Source organism: Natrinema longum, from assembly GCF_017352095.1.
In the GTDB taxonomy this organism is placed as follows: domain Archaea; phylum Halobacteriota; class Halobacteria; order Halobacteriales; family Natrialbaceae; genus Natrinema; species Natrinema longum.
In genome coordinates, this window is record NZ_CP071463.1 from 1,610,820 (window position 1) to 1,629,711 (window position 18,892).

The window sequence follows — 18,892 nt, forward strand, 5'->3', positions numbered from 1 at the left end:
TGAGAACCAAGGCGGAGACCAGCATTACAGCCATACGACCGTCACGTTCATTGATCGATCACTCGCCGTGGTCTTCCGGCAGGGGCTACCGTCGGGTCACCGACTGGGAACACGCCAAAAAGGAGCGCCGTCGTTTCGTCGACGGTCCCCGGTCGAGTTAGTATCCGGACACGGCCGTCCACCCGTCGAACGAAGTGTCCCGGAACGGAGGTCGGATCCCCCTTGCCGGCGATCGACCGAACGCTCGATCGCGGACGAGTCGTTTTCCCTGTCGACTCTCGAAACGAGCGTTTCGTCTGGTGAAACGCTCACTGTTACCGTTCGTCAGCCGTACGCGAGCGTGACCCTGATTTCGCCAGCCTTGTCCCGAAGCCGGGTCGGAAGGTCGTCGTGAACGTACTCGTCGGTGAATCGGCTGGTCGGTCCGAACACGGCCAGCGACCCGAGGAACTCGTCGTCGGGCGTGTAGACGGGGACGGCGACCCCACGAAGCCCGTCCATGTGTTCCTGGTTGTTTACCGCATACCCCCGCTCGCGGATTCGCTCGAGTTCGTCGAACAGTTCGTCGGGGTCGGTGATCGTGTTCGACGTGATCGCCTCGAGACCCACGTCGTCGACGTAGCGAGTAACCGAAGCGTCGTCCCACTCTGCGAGAATGACTTTGCCCGAGGCCATCGAGTGGAGCGGCCGCCGGTGCCCGATCATCGTGTTCGTGAGGCTGCCATAGCGGTGGACGTAGACGGCCTCGTCGTCCTCTTCGACGATGAACACCGCGCGTTCGTCGGTCTCCTGACCGAGTTCGAACACCGCTCGCTTGGCAGCCGTGTATCCTACTCTCCGGGAACGGGCCTGCTCACCGAGTTCGACGAAGCGAAACCCGACGTAGTAGTTACCATCGCGCTCGATGACGTACCCCAGATCGGTCAGCGTCTGCAGATGGCGGTAGACGGTGCTCTTCGGGAGCCCCGTCCGCTGGGTGAGCTCCGCGATCGTGAGTCCCTCCTCGTCTTTGAGCGCCTCGAGGAGTGCGAACGTCTTCCGAGTCGTCGCAACACCCACCTCGTCCGTCTCGGTCTCGTCCCGATCCGTTCTCATGTCCGTTACTACTCATCGAACGCAATCAATGTTCCGGACACTGAAACGAGAGTGTTGGTGAGCGAAACGTCCAGCTCCGGTCGCGAACGCGAGTCGGCGAAAAAAGGCCGCGAAGAGTCGAGTCGCGGGTTACTGGTAGGCGGGAATCCCGGTGAACTCCTCGCCGAGGACGAGCGTGTGGATGTCGTGGGTCCCCTCGTAGGTGTAGACCGTCTCGAGGTTGGACATGTGGCGCATCGGCGAGTAGTCGGTGGTGATGCCGTTACCGCCGAGCATCTCGCGGGCGATGCGGGACTGGTCGCGGGCCATCCGGACGTTGTTCCGCTTCGACATCGAGACGTGCTGTGGTCGCATCTCACCGCGTTCTTTGAGTTCGGCGAGCCGGTAGGCCAGCAGCTGGGCCAGTGTGATCTGGGTTCCCATCTCCGCGAGTTTGCGCTGTTGGAGCTGGAACCGGCCGATCGGACCGCCGAACTGGTCGCGGTCTTTCGCGTACTGGCGAGCCTCCTCGAAGCAGTCACGAGCGGCACCGACGGCACCCCAGGCGATGCCGTAGCGTGCCTGCGTGAGACAGGAGAGCGGGCCCTTCATGCCCTCGACGCCGGGCAGGACGTTCTCCTGGGGAACGTAGACGTCGTTGAGCCCGATCTCGCCGGTGATCGAGGCGCGCAGCGAGAGTTTGTCGTCGATCTTGTTGGTCGTAATCCCGTCGCGGTCGGTCTCGACGAGGAACCCGCGGACCGGGTCGTCCTCGGCCGACGTATCGCGGGCCCAGACGATGGCGACGTCAGCGATCGGCGAGTTCGTGATCCACGTCTTCGCGCCGTTTATGACGTAGCCGTCGCCGTCCGCTTCGGCGCGGGTCTCCATCGCCGACGGGTTCGAGCCGTGTTCGGGTTCGGTGAGACCGAAGCAACCGATCGCCTCGCCTCGCCCCATGTCCGGCAGCCACTCTTCTTTCTGCTCCTCGCTCCCGTAGGCGTGGATCGGGTACATCACGAGCGCACCCTGGACCGACGCCATCGAGCGCAGCCCCGAATCGCCGGCCTCGAGTTCCTGCATCAGGAGTCCGTAGGCCGTCTCCGAGACGTTCGGCGAGCCATAGCCCTCGAGATTCGGGGCGTAAAAGCCCAGTTCGCCCATCTTCGGGATGAGCTCCTTGGGGAAGGTCCCCGCTTCGAAGTGGTCGCCGATGTCGGGTTTGACGTGTTCGTCGACGAACTCCCGGGCCGTGTCCCGGATCATCCGCTCTTCCTGGTCGAGGTCTTCCTCGAGCTGAACGAAATCCAGCATGCATCATAGTTTGCTAAGGGTGCAATAGGCGTTGCGATACGTGTTACCAGAGCTATGGAAAACACATAAAGTGAATTATAGAACTCTCGTTTAGTTGGTACAAATGGTCTAGTACCACCGGTGCCGGCCGACTCGATTCGGACGGAAATCGGGCGGCACTGCGGGTATTAGTTACGGTGGTCGTGGATGGAACGGTCGCGTCCTCGAGCGCGATATCGAAAGATAGCGGAAGCATTATAATACATAACTATGAAGGACATTGGCATGGCAGGAAAGCGTACCCGTACGGATAGCGGTACAACTCGACGAACACTCCTCGCAGCGACCGGCGTCGGAGCCGCGACGGCACTCGCCGGCTGTATCGGCGGTGAGACGAGCGGCAACGGCGGCAACGGTGGCGGCGACCAGACCCTCGAGACCCTCTCGGACATCAACGAGGAGACGTCGGTGTCACCGACGCCGAGTGGCTCCGGGACCGCGCCGGCGCTCGAGCGTGCGCTCGATCACGCGACCGACGGCTACGACCGCGTGAGTACGAGCTACGGCGAACAGGGCAACGCGATCAACGAGAACCAACTCGACGTCGGCGTCGGGACGCTGATGAACTTCTCGATCACGCCCAGCTGGCTCCAGCAGACCGCGAGTACCGTCGGCAACCTCCGCGTCCTCGACGTGACCGACGAGACCGAGCAGGCCTGGAACGACGACGATCGACTGCTGATCCAGCCGACCGAGACGGGCCAGATCGACAACGTCGACGCCCCCGACGAGGTCCCCGCGCCGACGTTCGCGTACAACTTCGTCTCGCGGGCCGACCTCGAGTACGACACGGTCTACACGTTCCTCGAGACGCTATACGAGCAGAAAGACGAACTGGCGGAGTACAACGGTCTCCTGGCGACCCACGAAGAAGACGAGTTCTGGGTGAAGAACATGTACGACGGCGTCCCCTTCCACGACGCCGCGGCGGACTTCTACGAGGAGATCGGCGTCTGGAGCGACGAGTTCGAACGCGCCGGCGGCAGTACAAGCGGCGGGTCCACCGGAGACACCAACGTCCGGATGCGGACGTCGACGTCGACGACGACGGCCTACACCGCCAATCAGGGGATGGCCAGCGCCGTCAACGACGGGACCGACGCCCTGTTCGCCGAGGCCCAGACCAGCCAGGGAACCGAGGCTAACCTCGGCGCGCTCAACAGCGAGGACGCCGAAATGGTCTACATCCAGAACTGGTCGGCACAGCAGGTCCGGGAAGGTGCCGGGAACTACAGCGAACTCAACTTCGACATGGCACAGATCGTCCACTTCTACGATCTGCCGTGGTTCTTCATCGCCGACGGCGGTAACTAACGGAACCGATGTCCGAAACATATTCCGAGCGCGGAGTTTCCGAGAGCGCTCTCGGGCTCATCGTCTACGTGTTTGGGTTCTCCCTGACGCTGTATACCGTCGGGTACGCCGTCTCCCTCGTCGGCGGATGGCCACTTAGCGGACTCGTCCCGGAACCCGGGTGGGTGAAGCGAGACGAACTGTACATGATCATCTTTTTCGGCGGCGGCATCGCGCTGTACTACCTCGACTACGCCCGCCAGGAGTTCGTCGGCGAGAGCGCCGACGTAAGTATCGATGCGGCGGCGTCCTCGACGGCCGACGAGAGCACCGAGGGTGCGCTCGAGCGAGCGCGGAGCGTCTGGGGACGGATCGACCCGTACGTCGCCCTCGCACTCGCGCTCGTGTCGCTACTCGCGATGGCCTACGTCTACACGAACTTCACCCGGCTCGAGGGTGACGCCTACATCCTCGGCTACACCACCACCGATCACCTCGTCGGCATCGTTCTGATTACGCTGGCGATCGACACCACTCGCCGGGCGTTCGGGACGGTGATCGCAGCCGTCGCCGTCGCGGCGATCGCCTACGCTCACTCTGCGGTCGGCCCGCGGCTGTTCGGCGTCTTCGAGCACTCGGGCCAGGGCTGGGAGCAGATCGCCGAGAACGGCGCGATCGGAATCAGCGGCGTCTACGACGGCACTCTGATGGGGATCGGCTCGACGTGGGTCGCGATCTTCATCATGTTCGCCGGGATCGCGAAGGCCTTCGGATTGATGGAGTTCGTCCGCGAGGTAGGGACGGAACTCGGGACGAGCCTCCGAACCGGCGTCGTCCAGATCGCCGTCATCTCGAGTATGATCATGGGCTCGATCACCGGGAGCGCGGCGGCCAACACCGCGACGACCGGCAGCTTCACCATTCCGATGATCAAGGATCAGGGCGTCCGCGACGACGTCGCCGCCTCGATCGAGGCGGTCGCCTCCGCGGGCGGCCAGATGCTGCCCCCCGTGATGGGCGTCGCGGCGTTCCTGATGGCCGACATCATCCAGGTCCCGTACCTGGACATCGTGCAAGCGGGAGTCATTCCGGCGGCGCTGTTCTACTTCAGCGTCTGTCTGGCCGTCCACTTCACGATCCTCAAGTTCGGCTGGATCTCGAACGACCTCTCGCCGTTCAGGTGGCGGCTCCTGCTCAAGGGACTCCACTTCGCGGTTCCGATGGGCGTCCTCCTGTACACCCTCGTCTACCTGCGGTACACCCCACTCTCGGCGGGGATGAACACGATCGTCGCGATCATCGGCGTGATGTTCGTCCGGAACCTCGTCGTCGGCGTCGTCGGCATCGGCTCCGACGAGGTGACGGCCGAGGTCCTCGGACGGGAAGTACGGGGCGACAATCTACTCGGGAACCTCGGCGCGACGGCCAAGCAGACCGCCGACGGGTTCAAACAAGGCGGGATCGACATGGCACCGCTGGTCGGCGTCCTCGCGGCCATGGGCGTGATCGTCGAACTGCTCGAGGGAACGGGGCTGACGGCCCGCGTCGCGACGTCGATCGTCAGTCTCGGCGACGTGAGCCTGCTCGGACTCGGTGGCGGACTGTTCGTCGTCCTGTTCCTCGCGATGATCGCAAGCATCCTGTTCGGACTGGGAATGCCCACGCCCGCGGCGTACATCCTCGTGGCCATCCTGGTCGCCAAACCGATCACCGAACTGGGGACCCCCGACATCGCGACACACATGTTCGTGTTCTACTTCGCGATGCTGTCGGCGATCACGCCGCCGGTCGCGATCTCCGTCGCGATCGGGGCGCGGATCGCGGGCGCGAGTTTCCTCCAGTCGGCCAAGCAGGCGCTCCGACTCGGCGCGCCCGGGTTCGTCATCCCCTACGCGTTCATCGCGAACGAGAGCCTCATCTACTGGTCGACCGAGACGCTCGTCGCGTTCCCGGTCGTGCTGGCCGGCACCGTCGCCCTGATCGTCGCGACGATCGGGTTCGACGGGGCGCGGGACCTCTCCGCGCCGGTCCGCGCGGCCTTCATCGTCGCCGCCCTCGGCGCGATGTTCGGCTCGATCGTCCACGTCGCCATCCAGCTCGTCGCCGCGGCGGCCATCGTCGCCGCGTTGCTGCACGCCCGGTTCGTCGTCGGGTACGAGTTGCCGAGCGGAAGTGCCGCCGGTTCCGACATCGACGCGCCGCTCGACTGACTGCGACCCCGATGGGTCGCTCGAGTCCTCCTTCTCCGGAACAACCGAAATAAATGGGATCGACGAGTAACAACCCTTTTGACCACCCAGGCAGCCATACACAAGGTATGACAAACCTCGTGACGGAGGTCGAAGAGACCGTCGATGCGAACCCAGAATCGCCCGCGATCGCGTACGAAGGGACCAAACTGAGCTACGCGGAGTTCTGGGAACAGGCCGGCCAGTTCGCACAGGCCCTCGAGAACCGCGGCATCGGCGAGGGCGACCGCGTCGGCATCTACCTGCCGAACCTGCCCCAGTTCGTCACGGCCTTCTACGGCACGCTGCGCGCCGGGGGCATCATCGTCCCGATGAACCCCCAGTACAAGGCCCGCGAGATCAGCCACATGCTGGCCGACAGCGGGGCCAAGGCCGTCGTCGCGCTGGCCGACCTCGTTCCCAACGTCCTCGAGGTACAGGACGACACGGACGTCGAACAGGTCGTCAGCGTCGGAGCGGACGTCGACGGCGCGACGGCGTTCGGCGACTTCCTCGCGGGGGAGACCAAGGACGTCGTCGACCGCGCGGACGACGACATCGCAGTCCAGCCCTACACGTCGGGGACGACCGGCACGCCCAAGGGCGTCCTGCTGACCCACCACAATCTGGCCTTTACGACGCGGGCCAACGCCGACGTTCCGCCGGGGGGCTTCCAGGCCTCCGACCGACTCATCGGGACACTCCCGCTGTTCCATATCTACGGTATGTCCGTCGTCATGAACGGCGCGATGTACAGCGGGGGCACCTACTACCCCGTCCCCGAGTGGGACGCGCCCGCGGTGATGCAGCAACTCGAGGACGACGGGATCACGATCATGTTCGCGGTTCCCGCGATGTTCAACGACATGATCAACCAGCCCGACGCCGAGAGCTACGAGTTCGAGTCCCTGCGCTTTGCCAACTCCGGGGGCTCGAGTCTGCCCCTGGAGGTCCTCGAGCGATTCGAGGAGCTCTGGGGCGTCCAGCTCAACGAGGGCTACGGCCTGACCGAGACCAGTCCGGTCACCCACGCCAACACGAACGAAAACCGGCGGAAGGGAAGTATCGGCCAGCCACTCGAGGGCGTCGAGGCGAAGATCGTCGACGACGATTTCGAGGCGATCCCGCGCGTCGAGGAAGGCCCGATCGACGAGGAGGAGGCCGACCTCCACGACATCACGGGCGAACTGGTCATCCACGGGCCGAACGTGATGAAGGAGTACTACGGGCTCCCCGAGGCCAACGAGGAGGCCTTCACCGACGAGGACGGTAAGCGCTGGTTCCACACCGGCGACATCGGCTACTGGGACGAGGACGACTTCTTCTACGTCGTCGACCGCGAGAAACACATGATCGTCACCGGCGGCTACAACGTCTACCCGCGCGAAGTCGAGGAGTTGCTCTTCGAGCACGAGGACGTCGCCGACGCCGCGGTGGTTGGGGTTCCGGACGAGCGCCGCGGCGAGACCGTGAGGGCGTTCGTCGTTCCCACGCCCGACGCCGAAGCGACGCCCGAAGACATCAAGCAGTACTGTCTGACCAACCTCGCGGAGTACAAACACCCCCGCGAAGTCGAGTTCGTCCAGGAACTGCCCCGGACGACGACCGGCAAGGTCCAGAAGTTCGAACTTCGCGACGAAGACGCGGAGTGATCGCCGTCGTCGATCCGGTCGGCCGGTAATCGGCGGCGATCGGCGCACCGTTTCCACGCTCGAGATTCGGCCGGTGATGCATTAACAAAAACAGATTTCGAGCATATCCGAAGCTACTTTGTAAGACGACTCCTAGCAAACAATCATGGCATTCCAGTTATCCGCCGAGCACGAGGCGATCCGTGACGCCGTCCGCGAATTCGGCGAAAACGAGATGGTTCCGGTCGCCGAGGAACACGACCGAGAGCACAAGTATCCGGAAGCGCTCCGCAAGAAGGCCGCCGAGTACGACTTCGTCGCGCCGAACATCCCGACCGAGTACGACGGTGCCGGGATGGACAAGATCTCCTCGACGATCGTCACCGAGGAACTCTGGCGTGCCGACCCCGGGATCGGCTCCGCCGTCGGCTCCGCCGGATTCGGCTCGGACATGATCATCGAATTCGGTGACGAGTGGATGAAAGAGGAGTGGCTGCCCAAGATCGCCAACGGCGAGACCGCGTCCTGTTCGATGATCTCCGAGCCCGCACACGGCTCGAACGTCGCCGGCATCGAGACGGTCGCCGAGAAGGACGGCGACGAGTACGTCCTCAACGGCAACAAGATGTGGATCACCAACGGGACCGTCGCCGACGTCGGCGTCTGCATGGCCAAGACCAGCCCCGGCGAGGGCCACAAGGGCATCACCGCCTTCCTCGTCGAGATGGACCGCGACGGCGTCTCGACGGACAAGATCACCAACAAACTGGGCATCCGCGCCTCCGACCTCGCGGAGGTCGTCATCGACGACGTTCGCGTCCCCGAGGACAACGTCATCGGCGAGGTCGACAAGGGCTTCTACCAGCTGATGGAGTTCTTCGCCTCCGGCCGCACCAGCGTCGCCGCCCAGGCCGTCGGTGCCGCCCAGGGTGCACTCGACGCCGCCATCGAGTACGCCACCCAGCGCGAGCAGTTCGACCAGCAGATCTCCGAGTTCCAGGCCATCCAACACAAGATCGCCGAGATGGCGACCAAGGTCGAGGCCGCCCGCTCGCTGACCTATCGTGCGGCGACCCAGGTCGAGCAGGAGAACCAGGACATCGCCGCGCAGTACTCGAGCATGGCGAAGTACTTCGCGTCCGAAATCTCGGTCGAAGTCGCCGACGAGGGTATCCAGGTCCACGGTGGCTCGGGCTACGTCACGGACTACCCCGCCGAGCGCTACTACCGCGACGCCCGCATCACGAAGATCTACGAGGGCACCAGCGAGATCCAGAAGAACATCATCGCCGACCAGATCCTCTAACCCGGCGTCGACCGCGAAACAACTCGGTATTTTTGCAGTTGCGCCCTCGATAGCTTGTCTGCCGTCTCGGACTGTTCGAGCGGTTTCTCACCGAACGAGGAGTTACTCGAGTTCGGATTCGTTTTTACCCCCACATTCGTGTGCGGGGATGGACGGACCGACGCGAGAACGCCGGAACGCGTCGACGAGCCGCGAGTCACTCGGGAGTCGCCCGAGCGCCTACCGCTTGGGCACCCGAAGCTCGAGTGCCGCGCCCTGCCCGTAGCCGACGCACATCGTCGAGAGGCCGAGGCCGCCGTCCCGGCGCTGTAGTTCGTGGATCAGGGTGACGGGGAGGCGAGCGCCCGACGCGCCAAGCGGGTGGCCGATGGCGATCGCGCCGCCGTTGACGTTGAACCGGTCGTCGTCGAAGCCGAGTTCGTCCCGGCAGTAGATCGTCTGGCTGGCGAAGGCCTCGTTGAGTTCCACGAGGTCGTAGTCGTCCGCCGACCGGCTGTTGCGCTCCCAGATCCCCCGCACCGCGGGGACCGGACCAATCCCCATGATCGTCGGATCGACGCCCGCAACGTTGTGGTCCTCGATCGCGGCCATGATCTCGAGTCCTTCCCGCTGGGCGAACGCTTTGCTCGTGATGAGGACGCCCGCAGCGCCGTCGGAGACCTGCGAGGCGTTGGCGGCGGTGACGGTTCCCTCCTCGCGGAACGCCGGCGGGAGGCCGGCGATCTTTTCTTTGGTGGTACCGGGACGGAGGCCCTCGTCCTCCTCGACGAGGCCGTCCTCGGTCTCGATGGGGACGATCTCCTCGTCGAACGTCCCGTCCTCGGTCGCTTCGACCGCGCGCTGCTGGCTGCACGCGCCGTACTCGTCTTGCTGGTCCCGGCTGATGTCGAACTCCTCGGCGACCGTCTCTGCGGTCTGGCCCATCGCGAGGCCGGCCGCGTCGTACTGCTCGGCGATGCCGTCGTAGGAGTCGATCCCCTTCCGGCGCTCGTTGCGGGACATGTTCTCGACGCCGCCCGCGACGACGACCTCGCGCTGGCCCGCCCGGATCGCGTCGCTGGCGCTCATGATCGCCTCCGCCGAGGAGGCACAGAGCCGGTCGATGGTGGTGCCGGGGACGCCCTCGCCCAGCTCCGAGAGGAGGGCGATCACCCGCGCGATGTTGTTGCTCTGTTCGTTGACCTGTTTGGCACAGCCCCACCGGATGTCGTCGACGTCCTCGCCGGTAAGGCCCGTCCGCTCGAGCATCGCGTCCACGAGCGGGACCGACAGCTCCTCGCTGCCGGTCTCGGCGAAGACGCCGCCGTGTTTTCCCTGCGGAGTGCGGACTGCCTGGACGATAACTGGCTGGCGATCGCTCATTGATACTGATTGACTCGCGCTCCTGAAGTAAAGTAGCTCCGTTCTTCGCCATGGAACCGTGTTAGTGTGTCGGGATACGTTGAGGTGGCGCGCGCTGGGCCGCGGCGAACGGTGTGAGCCGCGGCACGACTATGCGCGAGGGATGAGCGAACGAATGGAACGAGTGAGCGAATCGGCTGGGGAGGGTGTGGAAATCCCCAGTTGCCGCCGTAAGAACGGAGCACAATATCGTTCGAGCACACTCAGAAAGCCCCTGCCTCTTTCAATCCCGCCCGACACAGCATCACGTCCTCCCCAACCAACTGCGGTCCTCGCTCCCCGGCTCGCGGCGTTGCCGCTCGCCTTTCCGCGGTGCTTCGCGCCGCGCTTTCGGTCGCTGCGGTCCTCGTCCCTCGCACGGGGTCTCGATCCGTCCTCACTGTGCTCACGGTTCCCTACGGTCACCGTCTGCTCACGGCGCTTTGCGCCGTTCGCATGGTCCGCGGGGCCATCGGTCCCGCGCTATTCGCTTTCCGAGGTGCTTCACTCCGTTCGCATCTCGTGCCGTTCGGACGGATCGACAGCGCGCGCCGTGTGATGGAATCGAGTTTCGAAGTATTGGCCCCCGAACCAACACTGGGCCGGATTGTTCGAAAGGGAACGCTTTTGATCGCGTCGTCTGTGGGTTCGCACATGCAAATCGCAGTCCTCGGAGCCGGCAGTATGGGACACGGGATCGCACAGGTATCCGCGATGGCGGGCCACGACGTCGTCCTCCGTGACATCGAGGAGGAGTTCGTCGAGGACGGCCTCGAGGGGATCCGCGCCAACCTTCGGGGCGGCGTCGATCGGGACAAGATCAGCGCGGACGAGATGGAAGCGACCCTCGAGCGAATCGAGGGGACGACGGACCTCACGGGCGCAGTCGCGGACGCGGATCTCGTCGTCGAGGCGGTGCCCGAGGACATGGACCTCAAACAGGAGGTGTTCGCGGACGTCGAGGAAGCCACGGGCGAGGACACGATCATCGCCTCGAACACGTCCTCGCTGTCGGTGACCGAGATGGCAAGCGCCCTCGAGCACCCCGAACGCGCCGTCGGCCTCCACTTCTTCAACCCGCCCCACATCATGGACCTGGTCGAAATCGTCGTCGCCGAACAGACCGACGATCGGACCGAGGAGTTCGCCGTCGACTACGTCCGGGGCATCGAGAAGGAAGACGTCGTCGTGCGGGATACGGCCGGCTTCGCCACCTCGCGGCTCGGGCTCGCGCTGGGACTGGAAGCGATCCGGATGGTCGAGCAGGGCGTCGCCAGCCCGGCCGACATCGACGAGGGGATGGAGATCGGCTACGGGCATCCGATGGGACCCCTGGAGTTGACCGACCACGTCGGACTCGACGTGCGCCTGCACATCGCCGAACACCTCCGCGAGGAACTGGGCGAGCGGTTCAAGCCACCCCAGTCCCTGCGCCGGAAGGTCCGCGCGGGCAACCTCGGCAAGAAGACCGGCGAGGGCTACTACGTCTGGGAAGACGGCGAACGCGTCGGCATGAGCGGCGAGTGGGGCGGAGACGAGTGACGCGGGACGCGAGGAGCGCCCCGTAGGGATACCTTACTAGGTAGGCATATCGCTTGTTTGGCCTCCCCTGCTACTGACTGCTACCGTCCGATACCACGGACGGCGGCCCCGGGGGCGCACGTGGGAAAACGACGGGGCCACTTTTCCGTTCAGCTGCCACTCCCGACAGCGAACCCCGCGTGCCGGCCGGGCGGTTCGAGATCCGCCGCGCGGTCGATTCCGCGCCCCGTTCCGGTCGAACGGTCGCTAATGCGGATGCTTTTAGCCGCTCCTGTACAATGGTGGAGTATGTCACTGGAACCGAGCGCCGACCCGGCCGCCGACGGGCGAGCGAACTACGACTATCGGAGCGACGAACTCGACCGTCCGGCGCTGGTCGCGGACATCGAGGCGCTCGTCGACTGCGAGGTCCGTGCCGACTCCTACTCCCGCGAACTGTACGCTACGGACGCGAGCGCCTACGAGATGACCCCGATCGCCGTCGCCTTCCCCGAATCGACGGCCGACGTCGCGGGGATCCTCGAGTACTGTGCCAAGCGGGAGATTCCGGTCCTCCCGCGGGGTGGCGGGACGAGCCTCGCCGGCCAGACGGTCAACCGGGCCGTCGTGTTGGATTTCACCCGGCACATGGGCGAGATCCGCGAGATCGATCCCGACGAACGGACCGCGACGGTCCAGCCCGGGACGATCCTCGGAACGCTGAACGAGGCACTCGAATCCCACGATCTCAAATTCGCCCCCGACCCCGCGTGGGGCGACAAGAGCGCCATCGGCGGCGCGATCGGGAACAACTCGACGGGCGCACACTCGCTGAAATACGGCAAGACCGACGCCTACATCGAGGCGGTCGAGGCCGTCCTCGCCGACGGCACCGTCACCCGATTCGGCGAGGTTACGCTCGAGGAGATCTCCGAACGGGCCGATCCCGACGGCGACCTCGAGGCCCGGATCTACGCGGAGGTCGAGCGGATCCTCGAGGCGGACGCGGACCGCATCGAGGAGACCTATCCCGACCTCAAACGCAACGTCTCGGGGTACAACCTCGATCGGCTGGTGGCCGAAGCTCGGGGCGAGGAGCTACCGGGCGGCGAGGAAACCGGCGAGGCGGGCACTGTCAACCTCGCGCGCCTGCTGGCCGGCAGCGAGGGGACGCTGGCGATCGTCACCGAGGCGACCGTCGCGCTCGAGTCGGTGCCCGAGACGAAGGCGGTCTCCCTGTTGTGCTACCCGGACCTCCACGAGGCGATGCGGGACGTCGAGGCGATCCTCGCACACGACCCCGCGGCGGTCGAAGTGTTAGACGACGTGTTGATCGACCTCGCTCGCGACACCGCGGAGTTCGGTCCCGTCACCGAGATGCTCCCCGAGGGGACCAACGCCGTGTTGCTCGTGGAGTTCTACGCCGCGGACGAAGACCACGGGAAAGAGCAGGTCGCCGGACTCCTGGCCGACCGCGTGCCGTCGGCGACGCCGGCGGGCGAGCCGGCCGACGACGCCCCGAGCAGCGAGTCCGAGACGCTCGCGATCGAGGCCCTCGAAGCGTACGACGACACTGAACGCGCGAAGCTGTGGAAGCTCCGCAAGTCCGGCCTCCCGATCTTGCTCTCGCGGACGACCGACGCGAAGCACATCTCGTTCATCGAGGACACCGCGATCCCGCCCGCGAAGCTCCCCGAATTCGTCGAGGAGTTCGAGGAGATCCTCGAGAGCCACGACACCTACGCCAGTTTCTACGCCCACGCCGGCCCCGGCGTGCTCCACGTCCGGCCGCTCGTAAATACGAAGACCGAGGTGGGCCTCGAGCAACTCCACGGGATCGCGGACGACGTGACGGACCTCGTGGTCGATCTCGGCGGATCCGTCTCGGGCGAACACGGCGACGGCCGGGCCCGCACGCAGTGGAATCGGAAGCGCTACGGCGACGAGCTCTGGGAAACGTTCCAGGACCTCAAGACCGCCTTCGACCCCGACTGGATCCTGAATCCGGGGCAGGTCGTCTTCCGCGACGAGAACCCGACGGATCTGCGGAAGCACCTGCGGTTCGACCCCGACTACGAGTTCGAGGCCGGCTTCGAACCCACCCTCGAGTGGGAGAACGACAACGGCATGCAGGGGATGGTCGAGCTCTGTCACGGCTGTGGCGGCTGTCGCGGCGAGCAGTCGACCACGGGCGGCGTGATGTGTCCGACCTATCGGGCGAGCCGGGAGGAGATCACGGCCACCCGGGGCCGGGCGAACGCGCTCCGCCAGGCCATGAGCGGCGATCTCGAGCCCGACGAAGCCGTCTCCGACGAGTTCGTCGAAGAAGTGATGGACCTCTGTGTCGGCTGCAAGGGCTGTGCGATCGACTGCCCGAGCGAGGTCGATATGGCGAAGCTCAAAGCCGAGGTCACCCACGAGTATCACCAGCGAAACGGCGCGAGCCTTCGGGATCGCCTCTTCGCCAACGTGGAGACGCTCTCGAAGTGGGGCTCTCGGCTCGCGCCGCTGTCCAACGCCCTGCCGAAGCTACCGGGTGCGCGAAAGGCGCTCGAGGTGGCCGTCGGGATCGACGCCGACCGAGCGCTGCCGACGTTCCACGCGGAGACCTTCCGAGACTGGTTCCGCGAGCGAGGCGGCGCTCACATCGGCGAGGGCGAGGCCACTCGCAAGGCCGTCCTCTATCCCGACACCTACACCAACTACAGCCATCCCGACGCCGGCAAGGCGGCCGTCCGCACCCTTGAGGCCGCCGGCGTCCACGTCTCCGTCCCCGACGGGCTCGGCGACACGGGCCGGCCGGCGTTCTCGAAGGGATTCCTCGGGAAAGCCAGGGACGCGGCCCGCGAGAACGTCACCGCGCTCGCGCCGCGGGTCGCGGAGGGCTGGGACGTCGTCGTCATCGAACCCTCCGACGCGGTCATGTTCCAGTCCGATTACCTCGATCTGCTCTCGACCGAAGCCGCCGAAACCCTCGCGAACGCCACCTTCGGCGTCTGCGAGTACATCGACACCTTCCGGCTGGACGAAGCGATCGCATTCGACGAGCGCGCGGCGACGGCGGAGCTGGTCTATCACGGCCACTGTCACCAGAAATCGGTCGCGAAGGACCACCACGCCGTCGGCGTGCTTCGACGGGCGGGCTATGCCGTCGCCCCCCTCGATTCGGGCTGCTGTGGCATGGCGGGCAGTTTCGGCTACGAGTCCGAACACGCCTCGATGAGCGATGCGATCGCTCAGATCCTCTACGGACAGGTCGACGACAGCGACGGCGAGCGCGTCGTCGCTCCCGGTGCCTCCTGTCGGACCCAACTCGAGAACAAACCCGGTGCATCCGAGGAGCCCCCGACGCCGATCGAAGTCGTCGCCGAGGCCCTGGAGTGAGACGTGGACGCCATCGGGCGGGTCACCGAGACGAGCGGCGGCGTCTCATCGGCCGGTACGGGGCGGGCGAACGACGTTCTCGAGGGCGTAATCGCCAAGCAGGAGGACGAGGACGGCACCGACGAGGTTGAAGAGGAGGTCGAGCGCCGTGTCAGTCTTGCCGTAGGTGACCAGTACCGGTTCGAGTCCGAGACGGTTCGCTATCGCGTGGATCGCGTACTCGAGGAGTTCCCAGCAGAGGCCGGCGACGGCGACGACGGCGACGACGCGCGGGCGGGGGTCGTCGCCGCGACGACGAGCAGCCACGAACGCTGCGCTGCCCACGAGCGTCGCCGAGTGAGCGTGTGTCAGGTGGTCCCACCACCAGACGTCGTCGTAGGGCCCGAGCATTCCGATCGCGTGGGTGAGCATCGCGACCGCGGCGTACGCGCGTTGCCACGGTCGGAACTCGAGTCCGTAGACGCGTTCGACGATTCGGGGCACGTACGTCGCGGCGAACGCCACGACGGCGTTGACGATCGCACCCGGATCGCGTCGGCGTACGCCGGCGACGAACACGGCGACGAGCGCGCATCGAACGCCGCGTTCGGCCGTCTGCTCTCGTATCATTGCGGAATCGTTTGATACCGATACTGTTCGTCGCGCATAAAGATGCCGTGTTCGCGCCGCGTTCGATCCGTGGAAATCGAGCCCGCCGCGAGCCGTGGCCCGCCGCGAGCCGTGACCGGTCGGGGCTACAGATACCGCGCCGGGACGTAGGGGCGGGCCGACGCCGGAAGGAGGGCGACCAGCCGCTCCGCGACGGTCGCCAGCGATTTTCGCAACAGGACGTAGACGGCAGACACCGCGACGAAGGCGATCGCGAGCGCGGCCACGCGGTCGCCGCCGAGCGCGACGAGTGGCACCGCCGCGAGCCCGGTCAAGAGGAGGTCTTCGGGGGACCCGTCGTACCGGATCCACCGCCGGGGGCGGATCCAGCGGCCGTGGTAGTGACTGAACACCGCCCGCTCGGAGGCACCGTTCCAGGGCCGGAGCTCGAGACCGCTCCCGAAGACGTCCGCGACGGCGTGAAGCGCCGCGGCCGCAAGCCCGACGGCGATCGCGACCGTTATGGGGGAGGGTACGAGCGCTGCGAGGGCCAGTGCCGGAGCCGTCGCGACCGACGCGTACACGGGGTAGTGAAGCGTCTTCCGGTGGCCGGTATAGAGGTCGAGGTCGGGGGCCAGTCCACCGACGAACCCCGCGACGAACGCGACCGGTGCGAGTTCCGGGGCGATCATCACTATGGGAAGCGCGAGCACCAGCCCCAACAGCGCGTGGGTTGTCGCCATCATCGTGACCTTTCGTAAGCGACGGAAGGTGAAATACGTTTCCCAGCCTGCGAGCGACGCTACGGCCCGACCAGATCGTCGTAGCGCGCGCCGGTCTGCTTCAGCGTTTCCGTCGAATAGAGCCGCTCGTGGTCGACGGGGAGGTAGTCGGTGGCGAGTTCGTCGATCTTTGCGTCGACGGCCTCGGGGTCGCGCCCGTGGATCATCGTGAACAGGTTGTACGGCCAGTCCTGATCGGGCCGGCGGGGCCGGTGGTAACACAGCGTGACGTAGGGCAGCCCACCGGCCCGCTCACCCCGCGCGTCGAGTTCGTCGTCGGGGACGTCCCAGACGACCATGCAGTTGGCGTCGAAGCCGGTCACGACGTGGTTGATCACGCAGCCGATCCGCTTGATACAACCCGTCTCGAGCAGGCGTTCGACGGCCGCGAGCACGTCCGCGACGGCGTAGCCGAGTTCGTCGGCGATATCCCGGTAGGGCGTGGTCGACAGCGGGAACCCGTCCTGGATCTCGAGGAGCAGTTCGGCCTCGAGCGCCGAGAGATCCCCCGTCGCCGCCTCGCTGATCCGGGTCGCCGAGGAGTCCGTTCGCTCCTCGAGGGATTCGCGTGCGAACCGATCGCCGTTGACGACGGGAAACTCGAGATCGATGTAGTAATCGGTCAGCATCGGCAGGTTCAGCACGTCACAGCCCGTGCGGTCTTCGATATCGGCGAGGATCTCGTCGCGAGCCGTCTGCGAGCCGGCGGTGACGACGAACCACATGTTCCACTCGTGGTCGCGGGCGTAGTTGTGGTTGACCTGCCGGTAGTCGTTGATGATCCCCGCGACCTCGTCGAATCGATCCGCCGGTGCCTGAACCGCGGCGAGCGTCGACGAGCCGATGACGGGCGGATTGAGAACGGCACCGAACCGGCGGACGATCCCCGCTTCCCGGAGCGCGCGGACCCGGTCGACCGCAGCCGATTCGTCGATCTCGAGGTCGGTCGCGAGACGCCGGAACGGACGCTCCGCGACCGGGAAGCCGCTCTGATAGCCGTCGATCAGCGCCGCGTCCACGTCGTCGATGGCCTCACGCCAGTTCCCCGACAGGGTACTCATTGGTTGTCCTAGGGAGAAGAGGCTCGTATCGTTTTCGGGTCTCCCCGGCGACTGGAAACGGTTAAAATCTTGGTACTCCGTCCCACCACCGGTCGAAGACCCGTCATTCGACGGGGCAAAAATACCGAAAACGGGGGGTTTTTGCGCCGTGCGTCCCAACGCGCACACATGGCGCAGGCAACACAGGAATTCGGCGAATGGCCGTTGAAACGCCTGATGACGGAGGTCGTCGGGTCGGGTCCCAAATCCGCCGACGACATGAGTCGCGAGCAGGCACGCGAGGCCTTCCAGCGGATTCTCGCCGGTGAGCCCGACGAGACGACCCTCGGCGCGTTCTGGTTGGCCAACCGCTGGAAGCGGAACAACCCCGAGGAGCTAGCGGCCTACACCGACGTCATGCGCGAGGAGTCGGTCGTCACCGCCGAGCCCGACGCCGATCCGGTCGACTGCGGCGCGAACTACGACGGCAAGGATACGTCCGCGATTCTCGGCGTCGGTGCCGGCGTCGTCGCCGCCGCCGCGGGCACGCCGGTCGTCGTCCACTCCGGCGACTACGTTCCCTCCCAGAACGCGACGGCGTACAAACACGTCCTCGAGGAACTCGGCGTTCGCACCGAACTCGAGCCGACCGAAAGCGCCGACATGGTCGACGAGACCGGTTTTGGCTTCTACTACCAGCCCGCGTTCAACCCCGGGATCGACGACCTCTTCGACCGCCGCGACGAGATGGGTGTCCGGACGTTCGTCAACACGATCGAGACGGTGGCCAACCCGGCGAACGCCGATGTCCACCTGGGCTCGTTCTACCACCTCGCGTTCGCGAAGAAGCTGACCGACTTGATCAAGGAAAGCGATCGCCTCGACTACACGCGAGCCATCTTCTTCCAGGGAATGGAAGGCTACGACGACATCCGCCCCGGCTACACCAAGGTCGCGGAGTGGGATCAGGTCGGCGACGACGGCGACGAATCCTTCGAGGACTACGAGATCGAGACCGCCGAATACGGGATGGACATGGAGCGAGACGACCTCGCCGTCGACGACATGGCGGCCGACTCCGCGTCGATCACCGAAGCGGTGCTCGGCGGCGAGCGCGAGGACCACTTCGCCGACGCGATCGCCCTCAACGGCGCGTTCCGGATGTACGCCCGACAGGACGTCGACAGCCTGGCGGAGGGCCTCGAGCAGGCCCGCGAGGTCATCGCCGACGGCAGCGCACAGGCCGTCCTCGAGGAGTTGCGGGCATTCTAATAGATATTCTCTCTTCCCCTTCTTCGTGGATAATATTGTG

General features: G+C 65.7%; 13 protein-coding genes. 7 read left to right on the forward strand and 6 right to left on the reverse strand.

What is annotated here, in order from left to right:
* Positions 1-324: 324 nt before the first annotated feature.
* Both J0X27_RS08035 and J0X27_RS08040 read right to left on the reverse strand, forming a co-directional pair.
* The gene (locus tag J0X27_RS08035; RefSeq protein ID WP_207271839.1) at positions 325-1,095 is read right to left on the reverse strand and encodes an IclR family transcriptional regulator; all 771 of its coding nucleotides are present in this window, start codon (positions 1,093-1,095) and stop codon (positions 325-327) included.
* 129 nt (positions 1,096-1,224) lie between these two features.
* On the reverse strand, positions 1,225-2,388 hold the full coding sequence (locus tag J0X27_RS08040; protein WP_207271840.1) for an acyl-CoA dehydrogenase family protein: 1,164 nt from the start codon (positions 2,386-2,388) through the stop codon (positions 1,225-1,227).
* A gap of 264 nt (positions 2,389-2,652) precedes the next feature.
* Here J0X27_RS08040 and J0X27_RS08045 point away from each other — a divergent pair, with 264 nt between their 5' ends.
* The 4 genes from J0X27_RS08045 to J0X27_RS08060 all read left to right on the forward strand — a co-directional run bounded on the left by J0X27_RS08045 (position 2,653) and on the right by J0X27_RS08060 (position 8,885).
* Entirely contained in the window at positions 2,653-3,741 is a 1,089-nt protein-coding gene (locus tag J0X27_RS08045) for a TAXI family TRAP transporter solute-binding subunit (protein ID WP_207271841.1), read from the forward strand.
* Between the two features lie 8 nt (positions 3,742-3,749).
* The gene (locus J0X27_RS08050) at positions 3,750-5,930 is read left to right on the forward strand and encodes a TRAP transporter permease (protein ID WP_207271842.1); all 2,181 of its coding nucleotides are present in this window, start codon (positions 3,750-3,752) and stop codon (positions 5,928-5,930) included.
* Positions 5,931-6,037: 107 nt separating this feature from the next.
* Complete coding sequence (locus J0X27_RS08055) at positions 6,038-7,600, forward strand: long-chain-fatty-acid--CoA ligase (protein ID WP_207271843.1); 1,563 nt, start codon at positions 6,038-6,040, stop codon at positions 7,598-7,600.
* 145 nt (positions 7,601-7,745) lie between these two features.
* Positions 7,746-8,885 carry an acyl-CoA dehydrogenase family protein gene (locus J0X27_RS08060; RefSeq protein ID WP_207271844.1) on the forward strand — a complete coding sequence of 380 codons (1,140 nt, stop codon included), beginning with the start codon at positions 7,746-7,748 and terminating at the stop codon, positions 8,883-8,885.
* Between the two features lie 219 nt (positions 8,886-9,104).
* Here the strand turns inward: J0X27_RS08060 and J0X27_RS08065 are convergent, their stop codons facing one another.
* Complete coding sequence (locus J0X27_RS08065; RefSeq protein WP_207271845.1) at positions 9,105-10,247, reverse strand: thiolase family protein; 1,143 nt, start codon at positions 10,245-10,247, stop codon at positions 9,105-9,107.
* A gap of 672 nt (positions 10,248-10,919) precedes the next feature.
* On the opposite strand from J0X27_RS08065, the gene J0X27_RS08070 reads away from it, so the two are divergent.
* Positions 10,920-11,807, forward strand: coding sequence for a 3-hydroxyacyl-CoA dehydrogenase family protein (locus J0X27_RS08070; protein ID WP_207271846.1), 888 nt, complete (start codon positions 10,920-10,922; stop codon positions 11,805-11,807).
* 288 nt (positions 11,808-12,095) lie between these two features.
* Entirely contained in the window at positions 12,096-15,170 is a 3,075-nt protein-coding gene (locus J0X27_RS08075; RefSeq protein ID WP_207271847.1) for an FAD-binding and (Fe-S)-binding domain-containing protein, read from the forward strand.
* A 45-nt stretch (positions 15,171-15,215) separates the two neighbouring features.
* Here the strand turns inward: J0X27_RS08075 and J0X27_RS08080 are convergent, their stop codons facing one another.
* The 3 genes from J0X27_RS08080 to ahbB form a co-directional block, all read right to left on the reverse strand.
* Complete coding sequence (locus J0X27_RS08080) at positions 15,216-15,779, reverse strand: DUF2238 domain-containing protein (RefSeq protein ID WP_207271848.1); 564 nt, start codon at positions 15,777-15,779, stop codon at positions 15,216-15,218.
* Between the two features lie 125 nt (positions 15,780-15,904).
* A complete protein-coding gene (locus tag J0X27_RS08085; protein ID WP_207271849.1) occupies positions 15,905-16,504 on the reverse strand; it encodes a metal-dependent hydrolase in 600 nt (199 codons plus the stop codon).
* Positions 16,505-16,560: 56 nt separating this feature from the next.
* Complete coding sequence (gene ahbB / locus J0X27_RS08090; RefSeq protein WP_207271850.1) at positions 16,561-17,601, reverse strand: siroheme decarboxylase subunit beta; 1,041 nt, start codon at positions 17,599-17,601, stop codon at positions 16,561-16,563.
* A gap of 168 nt (positions 17,602-17,769) precedes the next feature.
* Between ahbB and J0X27_RS08095 the strand changes: the two genes are divergently transcribed.
* Positions 17,770-18,852, forward strand: a complete 1,083-nt coding sequence (locus tag J0X27_RS08095; protein WP_207271851.1) for an anthranilate phosphoribosyltransferase — start codon at positions 17,770-17,772, stop codon at positions 18,850-18,852.
* Positions 18,853-18,892: the final 40 nt, after the last annotated feature.

Coding starts and splice junctions, on each gene's coding strand:
- J0X27_RS08040 (WP_207271840.1), bottom strand. CDS start 2,388: ATGCTGGATTTCGTTCAGCTCGAGGAAGACCTCGACCAGGAAGAGCGG.
- J0X27_RS08080 (WP_207271848.1), bottom strand. CDS start 15,779: ATGATACGAGAGCAGACGGCCGAACGCGGCGTTCGATGCGCGCTCGTC.
- J0X27_RS08085 (WP_207271849.1), bottom strand. CDS start 16,504: ATGATGGCGACAACCCACGCGCTGTTGGGGCTGGTGCTCGCGCTTCCC.
- J0X27_RS08070 (WP_207271846.1), top strand. CDS start 10,920: ATGCAAATCGCAGTCCTCGGAGCCGGCAGTATGGGACACGGGATCGCA.
- J0X27_RS08095 (WP_207271851.1), top strand. CDS start 17,770: ATGGCGCAGGCAACACAGGAATTCGGCGAATGGCCGTTGAAACGCCTG.
- J0X27_RS08065 (WP_207271845.1), bottom strand. CDS start 10,247: ATGAGCGATCGCCAGCCAGTTATCGTCCAGGCAGTCCGCACTCCGCAG.
- ahbB (WP_207271850.1), bottom strand. CDS start 17,601: ATGAGTACCCTGTCGGGGAACTGGCGTGAGGCCATCGACGACGTGGAC.
- J0X27_RS08045 (WP_207271841.1), top strand. CDS start 2,653: ATGGCAGGAAAGCGTACCCGTACGGATAGCGGTACAACTCGACGAACA.
- J0X27_RS08050 (WP_207271842.1), top strand. CDS start 3,750: ATGTCCGAAACATATTCCGAGCGCGGAGTTTCCGAGAGCGCTCTCGGG.
- J0X27_RS08075 (WP_207271847.1), top strand. CDS start 12,096: ATGTCACTGGAACCGAGCGCCGACCCGGCCGCCGACGGGCGAGCGAAC.
- J0X27_RS08035 (WP_207271839.1), bottom strand. CDS start 1,095: ATGAGAACGGATCGGGACGAGACCGAGACGGACGAGGTGGGTGTTGCG.
- J0X27_RS08055 (WP_207271843.1), top strand. CDS start 6,038: ATGACAAACCTCGTGACGGAGGTCGAAGAGACCGTCGATGCGAACCCA.
- J0X27_RS08060 (WP_207271844.1), top strand. CDS start 7,746: ATGGCATTCCAGTTATCCGCCGAGCACGAGGCGATCCGTGACGCCGTC.